This is a genomic window from Streptomyces sp. MBT65, from assembly GCF_016612545.1.
Taxonomy (GTDB): Bacteria; Actinomycetota; Actinomycetes; order Streptomycetales; family Streptomycetaceae; genus Streptomyces.
Genome location: NZ_JAENRY010000009.1, coordinates 40,905 through 56,693, shown reverse-complemented (window position 1 = coordinate 56,693; position 15,789 = coordinate 40,905). Strand labels below are relative to the sequence as shown.

Genomic DNA, 15,789 nt, shown 5'->3' with positions numbered 1-15,789 from the left:
GGATTCCGCGTTCGACCAGCCGCTTGAGCTTCAGCCGGACGTTGTTGACGTTGCTGGGCACGATCTCCAGGTCCATCGCCTCGCAGACCGCCCTCTGAGTTCCGCGCCCGCATCCGGGCCGGGACCGGTGCGCCTCAGGGTTTGTGCGACCCGCCGTCGATCTCCGCACCACCCCGCCGTGTGTCGCGGCACATGTCGCGGCACACGGCCCACTCTCGAGGCTGCTTCAGACGAACGCCACCGTCGTCCTGGTACATGGGTCACGCACATCTCCTGGATCTTCGGTCCGCTACGGGTAGGGCGTGCACCCCTTTTCGGAGCCCCCCGGCGCTGCTCCCGTCGGCCTCCCGCTCATTCATCGGGGGCGCCGAGATCCCGGCCCTGCCGTCGGCAGTCCAGGAGGAGCGGGTCGCTCGGGCCGTGCACCGCTTGCATCCCCTCCGGCCACTCACCGCATCTGCCTCCCCTGACCAGGTCGCGGCCGTCCTGAGCCGCGCTTCGTGCTGTCGACGCGGCATGACACTCGGGCGTCACCGCACAGCGCTTTGTCTTCTCCGTCAGAAAGGTTCCCCTACATGACCAGCCTTCCCAGCCGACGCCGTCTGCTGGCCACCGGCGCGGGTGCCGCGCTCGGCTTAGGCACAGCCGCCGCCTCCCCCTCCGCGGCGTCCACCACTGCCCGGACAACGGGAGTCGCCGAGGAGACCCGCACACTCGACGAGCTCTACCAGGCCGCCCTGGCGGAGGGCGGAAAACTCGTGATCTACGCGGGCGGTGACGTCTCGACGCAGGCGGACGGCCTCCGTACCGGCTTCAAGAGCAGCTTCCCCGGGATCGATCTGACGCTTGTCGTCGACTACAGCAAGTACCACGACGTTCGCGTGGACAACCAGTTCGCCACCGACACTCTCGTGCCTGACGTCGTACAACTGCAGACCGTCCAGGACTTCGTGCGCTGGAAGGAGCAGGGGCGTCTGCTCGCCTACAAGCCGGCCGGTTTCTCCCGGGTGTACGCCCCTTTCAAGGACCCCCAGGGTGCCTGGGTCGCCGTGCAGGTGAGTGCCTTCAGCTTCATGTACGGCCCGGCGGCGGTCGGTTCGGACGTGCCGACCAGCCCGCTCGACCTCGTCGATGCCAAGTGGAAGGGGAGGATCGCTTCTTCCTATCCGCATGACGACGACGCGGTGCTCTTCCTCTACACGCTCTATGTGCAGAAGTACGGCTGGGACTGGCTGGCCCGACTGGCCGCCCAGGACCTGCAGTTCGCCCGCGGCAGCTACACCCCCCGGGATGCCGTCACCAGTGGGCAGAAGATGATCGGCGTCGGCGGCTCCGGCGCGCCTCTGGCCACCGGTCCCGTCAAGTGGGTGCTCCCCGACGCGTCGACGCCCTTCATGTCCTGGGGACAGCGGGCCGCGATCCTGAAGCGGGCCAAGAACCCGACCGCGGCCAAGCTCTACCTCAACTGGCGGCTGTCCACCGGGGAACAGCAGTCCGCCACCAACGGCTGGTCGGTCCGTACGGATGTCACCCCGACAGCGGGCTTGAAGCCCATCTGGCAGTACCGGAACGGGAACCTCGACGGATTCCCCCGCTTCATGGCCGACCGTGCCGCGATCGAGCGCTGGAAGCAGACCTTCGCTCTCTACTTCGGAGAGGTCAAGGGCGACCCGTCGCCGGGCTCGCTCGGGGTGCACCCGGGAGCCTGACCCGATCTCCGGTACGGGGACGTTGTGCGCAGGCGGGCCTGGGTCAAGGGCAGCGAGCGGGCCTCGTGATGAAAACGCGGTATCGCCTGGGTCACGGCAGGAGTGACCGGTTCCGCGCCGGTCGGCCTCGGTGGTCGATCACGTCGTCGCGGGGTCTTCAAATGGTCGCCAACGTGCACATGCAGGGCAGTCAGGTGGGTCTCCGACCCGGTCGTCGCGACCCGGTGTCGCAGGCCCACCCCGCACTCGGAAATCGTGCAATCGGTGCTATTCGTTAAGCCGTTGGGGTCAGCCGACGTTCACCGAGTAGGAGCTGCTGCTCAGCTTGCCTTTGCCGCGGAAGACCTCGGTGCCGGCCTCGACGCTGGTCAGGTATGCGGTGTTGGTCAGCAGCCTGCGCTGGACGAGCGCGTCGGCCATGGCGGTGATGTCGGTGGTCGCGGAGTTGGTGTTGGCGACGCGGACGTAGGAGTAGACGTTCCAGCTGCTGACGACCTTGCCCGCCTGGTCCTTGTTGACGATCTTCCCGACGTACAGGTCCCAGGCCGTGCCGCCGACGGTGACCCGCTCGCGTTTCGTGCCCAACGGGCCCGCTCCGCCTTGGCGGTTGAGCCAGATCATCATCTCGTCGTGGGGCTGGTCCTGCCAGTTGGGGTTGGATTTCTGGTGGAACCAGACGTCGTAGGAGACGTTCATGACGGACGGGGTGTTCTGGGTGATGCCGAAGGTCCAGTTGGAGCTGATCTTGCGGCGGCTGTTGAGCTGGACGGGCAGCTTGGTGGTGGTGTCCTTCCAGCCCCAGTGCCACCCGAGCACGACGCTGCCGTACGCCTTGACGCCGTTCGGATTGCCGCCCGACCAGTCGAAGGACGTCTCCCAGTTGACCTTGCCGGCCCGGTAGGAGTTGAGCCAGGTGCACTGCTTGCCGGTGGCGCCGCTGGCGCCCCAGACGTTGTTGTTGAGGTAGTACGGAGACGCCTTGACGGTGTTGAAGGCAGTGCAGTTGTCGGCGGCCTGTGCGGCGGAGGGAGCGAGCAGGAGCGGAGCGGCGACGGCGGCCGCGACCGACGCGGTGAGTGCCTTGAGGGTGAACATCGGTGGCGCTCCTACTTGTAGGTGATGTCGGAGGATTTGTAGATGCAGTTGCGTCCGTCGGGTCCGGATCCGACCTTCGCGGGTTCGCCCGAGGTGACCCCGCGGAACTTCTGGCAGACGACGATCTTGCGCGCCGGGTCGCCCTGGATCGTGATGCGGGACAGGCGGGCGGTGTCGCCGTACGGCGTGGAATTGATGCCGACGATGTCGAGGCCGGGGGACTTCACGGTGACGTTGTCGAGGACGACATGGCGCTGGTACTGCGTCTTGCAGTTGCCGCAGGAGCGGTAGAGCTTGCCGAAGTTCTCGACCTTGAAGTTCCTGATGACGAACGTGCCTGGGCCGTTCTGCTGGAACACCTTGTCGGCGGCCTTGCGGGCGCCGCCGCCGTCGATCGTCATGGTCTGGTTCGCGGCGGTGCCCTTGAAGGTGGCCGCGTCCTCGCCGACGTCCTCCCACCACACGTTCTTCAGCGTGCAGGTGCCCCGGCAGTGGATGCCGTCGGCGGCCGGTGAGCCGATGATCACGTTCGAGACGGTGGCCTTGTCGGCCAGCTCCAGGATCGGCGGCTGGTTCTCGGCCTGGTCGCCGCCGCCGAGCGCGCCGGTGCCGACGAAGCGGGTGAAGTCGAAGTCCCGGCTGCCGGTGACTTTGATCGTGGCGGACACCGGCTGGACGCGCTTGGCGGCCGGCCAGTCGGCGGCGGGGCGGGCGGAGTCGCTGGCGCCCGGGCGGTCGGCCGCCGCGACGGTGCTGGTGACCGAAGGGACGAGTACCGCTGCCGCGAGGACGGCGAGGGGCATCAGGGTGCGTTTTGAGCTGTACATAGTCGGATCGTTGACAGAGGCCCGGTTCCGGCGCGCGCCGAGGCATCCGAATGTATGACCGTCACCCTCGAACGGATGCCTGTTCGTACGCTGATGGTGTGAACGAGGCCTGGCGCCGCCCACGCATGGTCGACGTACCTGGAGTACGAGCACCGCGCGATGGCCGAGGGAGTGGTCGAACCGGGCCGTCCCGTTGGGCGGCAGCCTCGACGCGATCGCCGACTGCCGCCGCCCCCGGACGACTGGGGCCCTGCGACTGAGCGGTGCCCGGCATGGCCCCGGCCGGGACGTTCTCAGGTCAGGCCGGCTGCCAGGAGAGGATCGCCTGGTACTGCGCCTCGATGCCGCCCGCCGCGATGATGCTCGACGGAACCTGGTCGGCTGCGGTGATGTTGTGATTGTTCTCGATCAGGACGCCCTTGCTGTCGTAGTCGGTGGGGCCGCTGGGCCAGTAGTTGCCTTCGATGTCCGTGGGGTCGTATGTCCCGTCGCCTGCGGTGTAGTTGCCGTGTTTGCTGCCCCAGGGGGAGACGTTGATGTTCCATACGGCGTTGCCGAGGATCGACACGTAGGTGGCGCCGTTGTCGGTGTACAGGACGTGACCGCCGGAGGTGTTGAGCTGGTCGTGGACCACGTTGCCGCTGACGTGCTCACCGGTGGCCATGGAGGTGCCGGTGATCCCGTTCGTGTAGACGGCTCCGCCGTCGCCGAGGAGCGACATGTGGTCGTAGATCAGGTTGTTCGAGATGGTGTTGTTGTGGGAGTAGTTGGGCTGTGCGGGCAGGCTCACCTTGTCGGGCCAGCCGCCCCAGCCGATGGAGATGGCTGTGTAGGGGACATGGTCGATCTGGTTGTGGGTGACGGTCGAGGTCTCGATGTATCCGGCGTCGATGGCGACTCCGCCGTGGTACTCGGCGGCGATGTCGTAGAAGTGGCTGTCCTTTACGGTGATTCCGCTGGTGTGCTGGGCGGCGCTGCTGGGCTGGGGGATGTCCACGCCGCCGAGATCGAGGCCGTTGCCGGAGATGTCGGTGAACACGCAGGCGGTGACCGTGGCGTTCTGCGAGCCGTTGCCGAGGTCCAGTCCGGCCGCGCCGAGGTGGACGAAGTAGTCGTGATCGAAGTGGATGCTCTTGTCGTAGGTGAAGCGCACCGCGCCGGGCATCTTGGTCCAGTTGCCGTAGGGGCAGGTGCCGCCGGGGACGAAGTCGCACAGTCCCTGGGTGGCGTAGCCGGTGGTGCCGGTGACCTGGTAGGTGGCCTGGATCTCGGAGAAGCCGGTGCCGGTGTTCGAGGTGGTGTAGTTCGCGTAGCTGAACTGGATGCCCTGGAAGCCGACATGGCTGGGTTCGTCCGAGGCCTTGCCGGAGGACGCCATCAGCGTGTCGAGTGAAGGCGCCTCGACGTCCGCCGTGGCCAGGTTCTCCCCGGAACGCGGGATGTAGTAGAAGCGGTGCTCGCTCTTGTCCAGGTAGAACTCGCCCGCCTTGTCGAGGAGTTCGTAGGCGTTCTCCACCGCCGTCGGCTTCTCGGTGATGGACTTGCGGCCGACCAGGTTGTAGGTGCGGCCGGAGTCGTCGGTGCGCATGACCCGCTGGGTTGAATTGTTCCAGCAGGGCTGGGCCATGGTGATGGCCGTACTCGTCACCGAGGCGACCGGGCAGCGCGGCTCGGTCCACAGTCCCAGGCCGCCCCGGTAGACGAACTCGATCGCCGACGGGTTGCGCCAGCCGGCCATGGGGTCACCGGACGCCGTGGTGTACCCGGTTGCCGTCTGCGTCACCGACACCGGCAGGGCGCCCGTCGCGCGTTGGGCACGCACTCCGTCGACGTAGAGCTGCCGGGTGTCCAGGCCGCTGGGGGCCGGGGCGGACCAGATGTCGCTGCCCGTACTGGTTCTGGCCCAGCCGGTGATGTGGGCGCCGCCGCTGATGACCGGGGTCTGTCCGGCCGCCGCCTTCCACCAGACGGTGCCGGCCGTACCGCCGCCTGAGTCCGCGGCGGTGAAGGTCAGCGTCTTGGTCAGCCGGTAGACGCCGCCGGCCAGGGTCACGGTGATCGGGCCGGACGTCGATGTGTCGATCGCCCGGACCGCGGTCTGTGCCTTGGTGAGGGTGCGGAAGGGGGTGGCGGCGCTGGTCCCCGGGTTGTCGTCACTGCCGGTGGGCGAGACGAAGTAGGTGACCGCACTCGCCGCGTGCGCGGGCAGGGTCAGCACTGCGATGGGCAGAAGGGCACAGACGAAGGCCGCGATGACACGGTAAGACCCGATGAATAACCGGAGTTTCTTCGCGGGTCTCGTGACGTGCGCATGCTCTCTTGTGGGAAACATGCTGGAAAGGTAGGGGTGTTGAGATGAGGCGTCAATGACTGTGACGATGAGACATCGGATCAATTGCTCAGGCTGTCGGGCTGCGTTCAGGCTCCGGTGATACGGGAGTTGACGCGCCGCATCCAGTCCCGGTCGGTGTGCCACATGGGGTGGTGCGGGGCCGCGTTGGAGGTCAGGACGACGCCGTGGAAGCCTGCGGCGAGGCAGCGGTCGACGACGTACTCCGCGATGTCCTTGCCGACGGCGTCCTCCTCGAAGCGGGTGAGGAGGGGGGGTGTAACCCACGACGCTCTCGCCGAGGACGGCCAGGATGCCGCGGTGGCGGGCGAACTCGGCGACGGCGTCGACCCACCGGGCAAGCGTCTCGCGCATGGTCTGCCGGTGCGCCGGATAGTTCTTGTAGAGCAGAGGTCCCAGCGGTCGGGGTCCACCCAGTCGTGTGCGTAGAACAGTTCGCGGGGGATCCCGGTGGCGGCCAGGCGCCAGGGTTCGTCCGGCTGGTAGCCGGCGAAGTCGGGTGCGTCGGGCCGCAGCATGGCGGCCAGTTCGGGGGTGGGCTGGCCCGCGCAGCACATCACCGAGCATGTGCGGACGATCATGTCGGGCAGCGTCGACGAGCTGGAGGCCGCCGCCCGGGAGATTCCGTGAGGTGAGGATCAGGCCGCCCCGTTCCGCAGGGCGGGCAGGGAGGCGGCCGAGGTCAACGGGCGTGGTGCGTTGCCTGGGGCGATGAGGACGACGGTGCGGGTGGCTGCGTGGGTGAGGGCGGTGGTGAGGCTGCCTTTCGCGAACTGGGTGAGGGGGCCGTGCGGTGAGCGCCCGGCTGCCACGGCGCGAGCGCTGGTGTCGGTGTCGGTGGCGTGCCGGGCCAGTACGCGGTCGGCGGCGGTGTGGTCGCCGATGCCGGCGAGGATCTGGCCGGTCGCCGCGACGCCCTGCCGGGCGAGGTGGGCGGTCGAAGTGGGCGGTCACGGCGGTGCGGGCCTGGTCGTGCGTCTCCGTGCCGACGGCCAATTCCCCTACGGCAACGGACAGTTGGACATGTGCGGCTTCGAGCGGGCCGTGCGTGTCGCGGCGTCGACGATGGCCGGCGCCCGGTCATGGGCGGCTACGGCGACGATGACCGGCGGTGTGCCTCAGCTCGCGGCGCTGCCGACGGGGACGAGAACGGGGATGAGGACGGGGGCCGTCAACTCGCCCGCGCCGGTGCGCTGTTCGGCCTCGCGGAGCAGACCGTGACCGCTGGCCAGGACGGGAATCGCGAGCGAGCGGGCAGGCAGGCAGGCGGCGCCCAGGTCGAATGGGGCTGCCGGAACGGGCCGGCGGCAGATCCGTGCGGTGTGCTGATGTGGGCTTGTCCTTCAGGGAGTTGAGCGGGAGGGGCGATACGCCAGGAGGGGGACTGGCGGTCCTGGATCGCTTGAGCCAGGGCGGGGAGGTCGACTTTCACGGCCTGCTGTTCCTGGCCGGTCGACTCCTCGCCTCAAGACCCGTGTCGGCCGCCTCCACCAGGACGCCCAGGCCGTCAGTGCGGTCCGCGGTGCGCCGCGCACCAGGTCCGCGCGCTCCGGCCGGGCGACGAGCTGGGTCATGTTCGGCTGGGAGACGCCCTCGGCCCGGGCCAGGTTGGTGAGCCGGTACAGGCCCTCACGGCCCAGATGTCCCAGCACGGCGGAGGCGGCCGTGCTCAGTCCGCCGGTGACGGAGGGAAATAAGATGTGGTGCTGAAAGGATCCGGCTGCTGCCGGACAGTACGGGGTGTGGAATCCATGACGGAACAGGAGGCGCGCCGGATGCGGCGGGCGCGCTTCGAAGAACTGGCCTATCTGGTGGTGGAACCGCTGCACCGGTATCTGCGGCGACGGACGAGCGCCGACATGGTCGAGGACGTGCTGTCGGAGACGATGCTGGTGCTGTGGCGCCGGCTCGACGACGTGCCCGGGCTCGGCGCGGGTACCGAGCCCGAACCGCCTCCCGAGCCGGACGACGTGCTGCCGTGGTGCTACGGAGTGGCCCGCGGGTGCCTGGCGAACGCCCGCCGTGCCGACGGGCGCAGGCTCCGGCTGATGGAGCGGCTGATCCGGAGCCACGAGCAGTCACCCGAACAGGCCGCCGATCACGGCGAGTTGCACGCCGCGCTCGACGCCCTCGGCGCGCTGGACCGCGAGGTGGTGCGGCTGTGGGCGTGGGAGGGACTGGCGCCGCGGCAGATCGCGGAGGCGACCGGGCTGACCTCCAACGCGGTGAGCATCCGGCTCCACCGGGCGAAGGCGAGACTCGCCGACCGGCTCGGGCGAAAGGATGCAGAACGGGCCGGACACAAGACGGATGAAGGAAGGAGCAGTCGATGAACGACGACGAGTTGCTGGCCAGGCTGAAGTCCGCGGACCCGGCGCTGACCGGCAGCGCTCCGCCACCCGACGTCAACCGCCTTGTGGAGGACACCTTGAACACCGACACCGCACTTCGGTCGGCGACCGCCGCTGCCGGAATCACGGCAGCGGGACGGGGACGCCGTCATGTCTTCGGACTCGCGGCGGCCGCCGCGGTTCTCGTGCTCGGCGGCGGCATCGCCGGAGGAATCATGGCCCACGACGGCAACAACGGCAGCAGCGCCAAGGGCCCTTCGACCCCGGCCGGCGCGCTGCGGCTCACCGCCCAGGGCGGCTCCGGCAAGTGCGCGGTACCGGGCCTGAACACACTCAGCAAGTACCCGGTCCTCTTCGAAGGAACGGTCACGTCCGCCGACGGTTCGACGACCACCTTCCGTGTCGACCGGTGGTTCAAGGGCGGCGACGCGAAGACGGTCGTGGTCGAGAGCGACACCGAGATCCCGGAGACGCTGACGTTCGCGGAGGGTCAGCACTACATCGTCGGCGCCGAGAACGGTTTCGTCCCGCCGTGCGCCGCGATCGACGCCTCGCCCGACACCATCAGCGAGTTCCGCCAGGCGTTCGGCAAGTGACCCGACCCGATCACACGGAGTCTGCCAGCAGACCCCGGGCGAACTCGTGCGCCGGGTCCGCCAGGGTCTGCCGGAGCCCGGCGAAGAGGTCGGCCGCCGTCGTGCCGGACCACGAGGCGGGGAGGAGGGTGCTGGGCAGCCCCGGGTCGAGGTAGGGCAACCGGCGCCAGGCGGTGAGGACTTGGACGTAGTCGACGAACGCGGCCCGGTCGGACACCTCGCCCGGCCCGGCCCAGCGCCGGGCCATCGGGGTGAACTCGGCGACGAAATCGTCGTAGAGCTTCTGGAGTGCCGCCAAGTCCCACCAGCGGCCCACCTGTTCGGCGGGGTCACCGAAGGCCACATAGTCGCCGCGGAAGAGATCGACGTACTGGTCAAGCCCGTGTTGGAGCAGGTGCTCGCGGGTGTCGTCGAGCGCGTGGGCCGGGGCGATCCAGATCCCCGACGAGACCGTGCCGAAGCCCAACCAGGCCAGCCGTGAACGGAGTTGGTGCCGCTGCTGGCGCTCGCTCTCCGGTACCGAGAAGACGGCGATGACCCAGCCGTCGTCGGTGACGGCATGGCGTTCGAAGATGCGCCGGTCACCGGTCTCCAGGACGGAACGGGCGTACGGCGAGAGCGCGTAGCCCGCACGGCCGTCCCGGCGCTCGGCCACCAGGATCTCGCGGCGCTTGAGCCGGGAGATCGACGAGCGGACCGCCGGGGCGTCCACGTCGAGTTCGGCGAGCAGTCGGATCAGGGTGCTCACACTGATCCAGCCGCCGACCTCGCGCGCATAGAGGCCGTACACCGTCACGATCAGGGATCGCGGCGGTGCGGGCTGGCCCGGGCTGTCGTCTTCGAGATCGCTTGCCGTCACGATCGTAGTATTTCAGTGCGCCCTGGAGCTGTCCGATGCAGCCCGGACGTCCGTCGCGCCCAGCGCCGCACGCCAGGCGGTCGGCCAGGGCGCACTGGAACCGGTCTCCTTGTCGGGGACGTGGACGGTGACGTAGCTGCCCCGCGCGGCACGGCGGTGCCGCTCGCCGTCCTCGGACGTGCGCCACACCTCGAAGCCGAAGGTCATCGAGGACCGGCCGAGGCGGACCAGCTCGACCCGCGTCTCGACCTCCTCGCCGAACCGGATCGACGCCTCGAACTCCACCTCGTAACGCACCCTGGGGGCCACCGGGAAGTACCCCGGGACGCCGTACGCGCGCATCAGCTCGGCCTCCGCCGCCTCGGCGAAGCGGACGACGGTGGTGTTGTGGTAGATCCCGGCCGCGTCGGTGTCGATCCACTCCAGGCGGGTCCGGTGGACGCCGAAGGGGCCGCTCATTCCGCCGCCTTGCCCGGAGTCCACCGCAGGTGCACGGCATCCCGTGGCGTCTCCCGAAGCAGCGCGAGACGCGGCCGGACCGCGTCGGTCCGCGACGTCGGCGGCTTCCGCCGCCCGGCCGCGAACTGCGCCGGCCAGTCGGCACCCGCGCCCCGGTACTCCTGCTCGGCCGCCGCCTGCAGCGTCCACTGCGGGTTGTAGAGATGCGTACGGCCGAGCGCGCACAGGTCGGCCCGCCCGGCGAGCAGAATCGAATTCACGTCGTCGTACGACGAGATCGCTCCTACGGCGATCACGGCCGCGCCCGCCGGAGCGGCGACCTCGTGCCGGATGCGGTCGGCGAACGGGGTCTGGTACGAGCGGCCGTACGCCGGCTTCTCGTCCTGGGTGACCTGGCCGGACGACACGTCCACGGCAGCCGCGCCGTGCGTGACGAAGGCGTGCGCGATCTCGACCGCGTCGTCCTCGGTGTTCCCGTCGGGGGTCCAGTCGGTGGCGGAGATCCGTACCGTCACCGGGCGGTCGGCGGGGAACGCGGAGCGTACGGCGTCGAAGACCTCCAGCGGGAAGCGGAGCCGGTTCGCCAGGTCGCCGCCGTACTCGTCGGTGCGGTGGTTGGCCACGGGGGAGAGGAAGGAGGAGAGCAGATAGCCGTGGGCCGCGTGCACCTCCAGCAGGTCGAAGCCCGCGTCGGCGCCGCGCCGGGCGGCGGCCACGAAGTCGGCCACGACCGCGTCCATGTCGGCCCGGGTCATCTCACGCGGCTGGTGGCATCCCGTGCCGTAGGGCAGCGGGGACGGGCCCATGACCTCCCAGTTGCCCTCGGGCAGCGGCTCGTCAATGCCCTCCCACATGAGCCGAGTTGAGCCCTTGCGGCCCGAATGGCCCAGCTGGAGGCCGATCTTCGCCGTGCTGCGGTCGTGGATGAAGGACGTGACCCGTCTCCACGCCTCGCGCTGTGTGTCGTTCCACAGGCCCGTGCAGCCCGGGGTGATGCGGGCCTCGGGGGAGACGCACACCATCTCGGTCATCACCAGGCCGGCGCCGCCGAGCGCCTTCGAACCGAGGTGGACGACATGGAAGTCGTCCGGCACTCCGTCGACGGCGGAGTACATGTCCATCGGCGAGACCACGATCCGGTTCTTCAGCTCCAGGCCGCCGATGCTGAACGGCTGGAACATCGCCGGAGCGGACTCGGCCGCGCCCTGGGCGTCCGCGAAGCCGCGTTCGATCAGGTCGGCGAAGCCCGGGTCGCGGTCCTTGAGGTTGTCGAAGGTGATCCGGCGGGAGCGCGTGAGCAGGTTGAAGCAGAACTGCGCGGGGTCCTGCCCGGCGTAGCGGCCGATGTTCTCGAACCACTTCAGCGAGGCCTGCGCGGCACGCTGGGTCGACTCCACCACCGGACGCCGCTCGGTCTCGTACGCCGTCAACGCCTCGTCCACGGTGGGGTGTTCGTGCAGACACGCGGCGAGTGCGAGGGCGTCCTCCATGGCCAGCTTGGTGCCCGAGCCGATCGAGAAGTGCGCGGTGTGGGCGGCGTCGCCGAGGAGGACCACGTTGTGGTGGTGCCAGCGCTCGTTGCGGACCGTCGTGAAGTTGAGCCAACGGGAGTTGTTGGTCAGGAGGTTGTGGCCCGCGAGTTCCCCGGCGAAGATCTCGCGGATCCGGGCGACCGAGTCCTCGTCGCTGATTCCGGGCGGGAACTGCGTGCCCTCCGTCGAGTCGAGGCCCGCCCTGCGCCACACGTCCTCGGCCATCTCGACGATGAAGGTCGAACCGCCGTCGGAGAAGGGGTAGCCGTGGATCTGCATGGTCCCGAACTCGGTCTGCTTGACGAGGAATTGGAACGCCTCGAAGACCCGGTCGGTGCCCAGCCACATGTACTTGTTGGTGCGTTGGTCGAGGGAGGGGACGAAGGCGTCGGCGTACTTGGTGCGCACGGCCGAGTTGATGCCGTCGGCGGCGACCACGAGGTCGTAGGACAGGCGCAGTTCGTCGACGTCCGGGGCGAGGGTGCGGTAGTGCACGGTGACACCGAGCTCGGCGGCCCGCTCCTGGAGGATGTGCAGCAGGTCCTTGCGGGCCATCGCCGCGAAGCCCTGGCCGCCGACCGTGAAGGGGTGTCCGTCGAACTCGATGTCGATGTCGGTCCACCGCGCGAACCGGCTCTCCATCGCGTCGTGCACGACGGTGTCCGCGTTCTCGATCCCGCCCAACGTCTCGTCGGAGAAGACCACGCCGAAGCCGAAGGTGTCGTCGGGCGCGTTGCGCTCCCAGACGGTGATCTCATGACCGGGGTCGAGCTGCTTCATCAGCGCGGCGAGGTACAGCCCACCAGGCCCGCCGCCCACGATCGCGATCCTCATGCCTGGTTCTCCTTCTCGACGATCCGACGCAGCAGGAAGTGCTGAAGCTTTCCGCTGGTGTTGCGCGGCAGGGCGTCGCAGAAGCGCACCGCGCGCGGGTACTTGTACGGCGCGAGGTGCGCCTTGACGTGGTCCTGGATGTCCTTGACCTTCGCCGCGTCGCCCACGACGCCCTCCGCCAGGACGACGAACGCGCAGACCACAGAGCCTCGTTCGGGATCGGGCTTGGCGACCACCGCCGATTCGACGACGTCCGGGTGGGTGTTGATCGCGGACTCGACCTCGGGACCGCCGATGTTGTAGCCGGAGGAGACGATCATGTTGTCCGTGCGGGTGCGGTAGTAGAAGTAGCCGTCCTCGTCGCGCACGAAGGTGTCGCCCGTGACGTTCCAGCCGTTCACGACGTAGTTCTCCTGGCGCCGGTCGTCCAGGTAACGGCAGCCGACCGGGCCGATCACGGCCAGCCGCCCCTCGATTCCGGGGCCGACCTCCTCGCCGTCCAGGTCGAGGACGGTGGCCCGATATCCGGGAACCGGCCTGCCGGTCGAGCCGGGCCGGATGTCGTCGCCGGCGGCGGAGATGAAGATGTGGATCATCTCTGTGGCGCCGATGCCGTCGATGACCTTGATCCCGGTCTCCTCGTACAGCTGCTGCCACACCTCTTCCGGTATGTGCTCCCCGGCACTGACCGCGGCGCGCAGACCGTGCAGCCGGTCCGCCTTCCCGGCCTTGAGGATCTGCCGGTACGCCGTCGGCGCGGTCGCCAGTACGGTGACGCCCGCCTCGGCGACCAACTCGGCCAGCGGCTCGGGTGCCACGGCCTCCGTCAGCAGCGCGCACGCACCGGCTCGCAGGGCGCAGACGACCAGGATGCCGAGCCCGAAGGTGAAGGCGAGCGGCGCGGTGCACGACACGAGATCGTCGGGCCGCAGCCGCAGGGTGTGCCGGCCGAAGGTGTTGTCGATGGACAGGATGTCGCGGTGGAAGTGGGTGGTGATCTTCGGTACGCCGGTGCTGCCCGAGGTGGGTCCGAAGAGGGCGACGTCGTCGGCGGCGGTGTCGACCGCCGTGAACTCCCCTGGTTTCGCCTCAACTTGGCGCGTCAGGTCGTCGGGTGCGTCGCCGCCGTACGCCACGATCTTGAGGTCCGGCAGGACGGTGTCGCGTACGGCCTCGACGTCCACGGTGAAGCGGTGGTCGACGAGTGCGACGGCCGGGCGGGTCTTGTCGACCACGGGGGTGAGTTCGCGGGCCCGCAGGGCGGCCATGGTGGTGACGACGATGCCGCCGGCCTTCAGGACGGCGAGCCAACAGGCCACGACCCAGGGGTTGTTGGGGGAGCGCAGGAGCACCCGGTTGCCGGGGACCAGGCCGAGGTCGTCGGTGAGGACGTGGGCGATCTGGTTGGCGCGGCGCAGGAGTTCGCCGTAGGTCCACACCTCGCCCTCCGGGGTGCGCAGGGCCGGGCGGTCGGGGCCGAAGGCGGCGGTGGGCACGTCGATGAGTTCGGTACCGGCGTTCAGGCGCTCGGGGTACCGGAGTTCGTCGGTGGTGAACTCCAGGACCGGCCACTGGGCGCGCGGCGGGAGATGGTCGCGGGCGAACGTGTCCGGATGGGCGGAGGGCGAGAGGCCCGTCGGGTCCATCGGTTCCGTCGGTTCGATCGGGTCCAACTGGTCCATCGGGAGGTTCCTTTCCGCAGGCCGGGGGGCGGGCCGTGCAGGGATCAGGAGCTGCGCGGGAGTCAGGAGCTGCGGATCAGGCCTTCCTGGACGACCGTGGCCAGGTGGGTACCGGTGGCGGTGAAGAACCGGCCGAGGGCGAGTCCGCGACCGGAGTCGGCCGCGACGGCCTCCTGGGCGTAGAGGAGCCAGCCGTCCACGGGGCCGGGGCGGTGGAACCACATGGCGTGGTCGAGGCTGGCAGTGACGAGTCCGGGCAGAGCCCAGGGCAGGTCCAGTACGCGCAGGACGGGTTCGAGGATCGTGTAGTCGCAGACGTAGGCGAGCGCGGCGAGGTCGCGCTGCTCGTCGGTCAGGCCCTCGACGGGCCGCAGGGTGTCAAACGGCCTTACCCAGACAGCCTGTTGGGGCACGCGCTCGCCCTCTACCGTGAGGTAGACGGGTCCGGGCACATGCCGCATGTCGAAGCTGCGGCCGCCGCTCCAGTACGCCTCGGAGGTGTCGGTCATCGTGCCGCGGGGCGCGGCGGTATCGCTCAAGTACGAGGCGGAGCTCGGCAGTTCGGCGGGATCCGGGACGCCGACGGGAGGCTCGGCGGCGAAGGTCGCGCCCGGCTCGCCCGCGGCGAAGTTGGCGAGGCAGGTGTAGACGGGCTTGCCGTTCTGGAAGCCACGGACCTGCCGGGTGGCGTAGCCCCGACCGTCGCGCAACAGCTCGACCTCGTAACGGACTTCGGCGCCGATGTCGACCGGCCGCAGGAAGTAGGAGTGCATCGAGTGCAGCGTCTTGCCCTCGACCGAGCGCAGCACGGCGGCCGTGGCCTGGGCGACCATGTCGCCGCCGTAGGCCTTCGGCCAGGGGCAGGGCTGGGTGGTCGCGGTGAAGGCGAGGTCGAAGTGCTCGGGCTCGACGGGGGTCAGGGCGATCGCGTCGGTGAAGACGGCCGAGGTGGGGGTGGAGCGGGCGTCCGCGTCGGTGATCCGGGCGGCGGCTGTGCGCTGGGTGTCGTTCACGGCCGGTCCAGCCAGTCGCGCAGGTCGGCGTCGGCCACCTCGGCGAGGTTGACCACGATGTTCTCCGGAGTACGGGTCGTCATCCAGGTCAGCGGGTTGTTGCGGTCGAGGTTGCACTCGACGTGCGGCATGAACGGCGGGACGAAGACCCAGTCGCCCTCCGTGAGGTCGAGGTAGTCCTCGAACCGCTCGCCGAAATAGATCCGCGCCCGCCCCGAGAGGACATAGCCGCCGGTCTCGGCCTCGCCGTGGTGGTGCGGCACCGAGCGGTAGCCCGACTCGTTGCTCACCTTCCCGAACCACAACTTGGTGGCGGGAGTGTGCTGGACGGACACACCGGAGATGCGGCTCGCGCCGGCTGACTGCCCAGTCGCACCGACCTCCAGTCCCGCGCGGGTCACGACCGGCACGACCAGGCCGGACTCGTTCGCGTACGACGAGTTGTCGCCCTCGAGGACGTACTTGGAGAAATCGGGTTCCAT

The 15,789-nt window shown here is 69.3% G+C and carries 15 protein-coding genes and 2 pseudogenes; 5 read left to right on the top strand and 12 right to left on the bottom strand.

Annotated features, from left to right (window positions below; all coding sequences use genetic code 11):
• The first annotated feature begins 575 nt into the window (after positions 1-575).
• Positions 576-1,709: an ABC transporter substrate-binding protein gene (locus JHN63_RS04220; protein WP_200677295.1), complete on the top strand. Its 1,134-nt coding sequence runs from the start codon at positions 576-578 to the stop codon at positions 1,707-1,709.
• A gap of 288 nt (positions 1,710-1,997) precedes the next feature.
• On the opposite strand, the gene JHN63_RS04215 is transcribed toward JHN63_RS04220, so the two are convergent.
• The 4 genes from JHN63_RS04215 to JHN63_RS04200 form a co-directional block, all read right to left on the bottom strand.
• Positions 1,998-2,804: an endo-1,4-beta-glucanase gene (locus JHN63_RS04215; RefSeq protein ID WP_200677294.1), complete on the bottom strand. Its 807-nt coding sequence runs from the start codon at positions 2,802-2,804 to the stop codon at positions 1,998-2,000.
• A gap of 11 nt (positions 2,805-2,815) precedes the next feature.
• Positions 2,816-3,631 carry a pectate lyase gene (locus JHN63_RS04210; protein ID WP_234476114.1) on the bottom strand — a complete coding sequence of 272 codons (816 nt, stop codon included), beginning with the start codon at positions 3,629-3,631 and terminating at the stop codon, positions 2,816-2,818.
• Positions 3,632-3,929: 298 nt separating this feature from the next.
• Positions 3,930-5,963 (bottom strand): fibronectin type III domain-containing protein, encoded by a 2,034-nt coding sequence (locus JHN63_RS04205; RefSeq protein WP_200677293.1) that lies wholly within the window; start codon positions 5,961-5,963, stop codon positions 3,930-3,932.
• An 86-nt stretch (positions 5,964-6,049) separates the two neighbouring features.
• Positions 6,050-6,562, bottom strand: coding sequence for a hypothetical protein (locus JHN63_RS04200; RefSeq protein WP_234476121.1), 513 nt, complete (start codon positions 6,560-6,562; stop codon positions 6,050-6,052).
• Between JHN63_RS04200 and JHN63_RS52385 the strand changes: the two are divergent.
• Positions 6,522-6,611, top strand: a pseudogene (locus JHN63_RS52385) (antibiotic acetyltransferase); the annotation flags it as partial. The gene JHN63_RS04200 and the pseudogene JHN63_RS52385 overlap by 41 nt on opposite strands.
• An 8-nt stretch (positions 6,612-6,619) precedes the next feature.
• Here JHN63_RS52385 and JHN63_RS54205 read toward each other — a convergent pair.
• The gene (locus JHN63_RS54205; RefSeq protein WP_200677292.1) at positions 6,620-6,793 is read right to left on the bottom strand and encodes a hypothetical protein; all 174 of its coding nucleotides are present in this window, start codon (positions 6,791-6,793) and stop codon (positions 6,620-6,622) included.
• 70 nt (positions 6,794-6,863) lie between these two features.
• Here JHN63_RS54205 and JHN63_RS54200 point away from each other — a divergent pair, with 70 nt between their 5' ends.
• Positions 6,864-7,202 carry a hypothetical protein gene (locus JHN63_RS54200; RefSeq protein ID WP_200677291.1) on the top strand — a complete coding sequence of 113 codons (339 nt, stop codon included), beginning with the start codon at positions 6,864-6,866 and terminating at the stop codon, positions 7,200-7,202.
• 154 nt (positions 7,203-7,356) lie between these two features.
• Here the strand turns inward: JHN63_RS54200 and JHN63_RS52375 are convergent.
• Positions 7,357-7,681, bottom strand: a pseudogene (locus JHN63_RS52375) (MarR family transcriptional regulator); the annotation flags it as partial.
• A gap of 51 nt (positions 7,682-7,732) precedes the next feature.
• Between JHN63_RS52375 and JHN63_RS04185 the strand changes: the two are divergent.
• A complete protein-coding gene (locus tag JHN63_RS04185; protein WP_234476113.1) occupies positions 7,733-8,314 on the top strand; it encodes an RNA polymerase sigma factor in 582 nt (193 codons plus the stop codon).
• Positions 8,311-8,928 (top strand): hypothetical protein, encoded by a 618-nt coding sequence (locus tag JHN63_RS04180; protein ID WP_200677289.1) that lies wholly within the window; start codon positions 8,311-8,313, stop codon positions 8,926-8,928. The genes JHN63_RS04185 and JHN63_RS04180 overlap by 4 nt, the downstream gene beginning before the upstream one ends.
• A gap of 10 nt (positions 8,929-8,938) precedes the next feature.
• Here the strand turns inward: JHN63_RS04180 and JHN63_RS04175 are convergent, their stop codons facing one another.
• From JHN63_RS04175 to JHN63_RS04150, 6 genes are all read right to left on the bottom strand, one after another.
• Positions 8,939-9,787 carry a PaaX family transcriptional regulator C-terminal domain-containing protein gene (locus JHN63_RS04175; RefSeq protein WP_307781810.1) on the bottom strand — a complete coding sequence of 283 codons (849 nt, stop codon included), beginning with the start codon at positions 9,785-9,787 and terminating at the stop codon, positions 8,939-8,941.
• A gap of 12 nt (positions 9,788-9,799) precedes the next feature.
• Positions 9,800-10,246 (bottom strand): thioesterase family protein, encoded by a 447-nt coding sequence (locus tag JHN63_RS04170; protein ID WP_200677288.1) that lies wholly within the window; start codon positions 10,244-10,246, stop codon positions 9,800-9,802.
• A complete protein-coding gene (locus JHN63_RS04165; RefSeq protein ID WP_200677287.1) occupies positions 10,243-12,612 on the bottom strand; it encodes a bifunctional salicylyl-CoA 5-hydroxylase/oxidoreductase in 2,370 nt (789 codons plus the stop codon). Before JHN63_RS04165 ends, JHN63_RS04170 begins: the two co-directional genes overlap by 4 nt.
• Positions 12,609-14,294 (bottom strand): AMP-binding protein, encoded by a 1,686-nt coding sequence (locus JHN63_RS04160; protein WP_234476112.1) that lies wholly within the window; start codon positions 14,292-14,294, stop codon positions 12,609-12,611. The genes JHN63_RS04165 and JHN63_RS04160 overlap by 4 nt, the downstream gene beginning before the upstream one ends.
• A gap of 62 nt (positions 14,295-14,356) precedes the next feature.
• On the bottom strand, positions 14,357-15,307 hold the full coding sequence (locus JHN63_RS04155) for an acyl-CoA thioesterase (RefSeq protein ID WP_374222891.1): 951 nt from the start codon (positions 15,305-15,307) through the stop codon (positions 14,357-14,359).
• Entirely contained in the window at positions 15,304-15,789 is a 486-nt protein-coding gene (locus JHN63_RS04150; protein WP_200677286.1) for a cupin domain-containing protein, read from the bottom strand. The genes JHN63_RS04155 and JHN63_RS04150 overlap by 4 nt, the downstream gene beginning before the upstream one ends.

Bases quoted from the DNA above. Each gene is read 5' to 3' on its own strand.
- JHN63_RS04220 (WP_200677295.1), top strand. From the start codon at position 576: ATGACCAGCCTTCCCAGCCGACGCCGTCTGCTGGCCACCGGCGCGGGT.
- JHN63_RS04215 (WP_200677294.1), bottom strand. From the start codon at position 2,804: ATGTTCACCCTCAAGGCACTCACCGCGTCGGTCGCGGCCGCCGTCGCC.
- JHN63_RS04210 (WP_234476114.1), bottom strand. From the start codon at position 3,631: ATGTACAGCTCAAAACGCACCCTGATGCCCCTCGCCGTCCTCGCGGCA.
- JHN63_RS04205 (WP_200677293.1), bottom strand. From the start codon at position 5,963: ATGTTTCCCACAAGAGAGCATGCGCACGTCACGAGACCCGCGAAGAAA.
- JHN63_RS04200 (WP_234476121.1), bottom strand. From the start codon at position 6,562: ATGATCGTCCGCACATGCTCGGTGATGTGCTGCGCGGGCCAGCCCACC.
- JHN63_RS54200 (WP_200677291.1), top strand. From the start codon at position 6,864: ATGCCGGCGAGGATCTGGCCGGTCGCCGCGACGCCCTGCCGGGCGAGG.
- JHN63_RS04185 (WP_234476113.1), top strand. From the start codon at position 7,733: ATGACGGAACAGGAGGCGCGCCGGATGCGGCGGGCGCGCTTCGAAGAA.
- JHN63_RS04180 (WP_200677289.1), top strand. From the start codon at position 8,311: ATGAACGACGACGAGTTGCTGGCCAGGCTGAAGTCCGCGGACCCGGCG.
- JHN63_RS04170 (WP_200677288.1), bottom strand. From the start codon at position 10,246: ATGAGCGGCCCCTTCGGCGTCCACCGGACCCGCCTGGAGTGGATCGAC.
- JHN63_RS04165 (WP_200677287.1), bottom strand. From the start codon at position 12,612: ATGAGGATCGCGATCGTGGGCGGCGGGCCTGGTGGGCTGTACCTCGCC.
- JHN63_RS04160 (WP_234476112.1), bottom strand. From the start codon at position 14,294: ATGGACCAGTTGGACCCGATCGAACCGACGGAACCGATGGACCCGACG.
- JHN63_RS04150 (WP_200677286.1), bottom strand. From the start codon at position 15,789: ATGGAACCCGATTTCTCCAAGTACGTCCTCGAGGGCGACAACTCGTCG.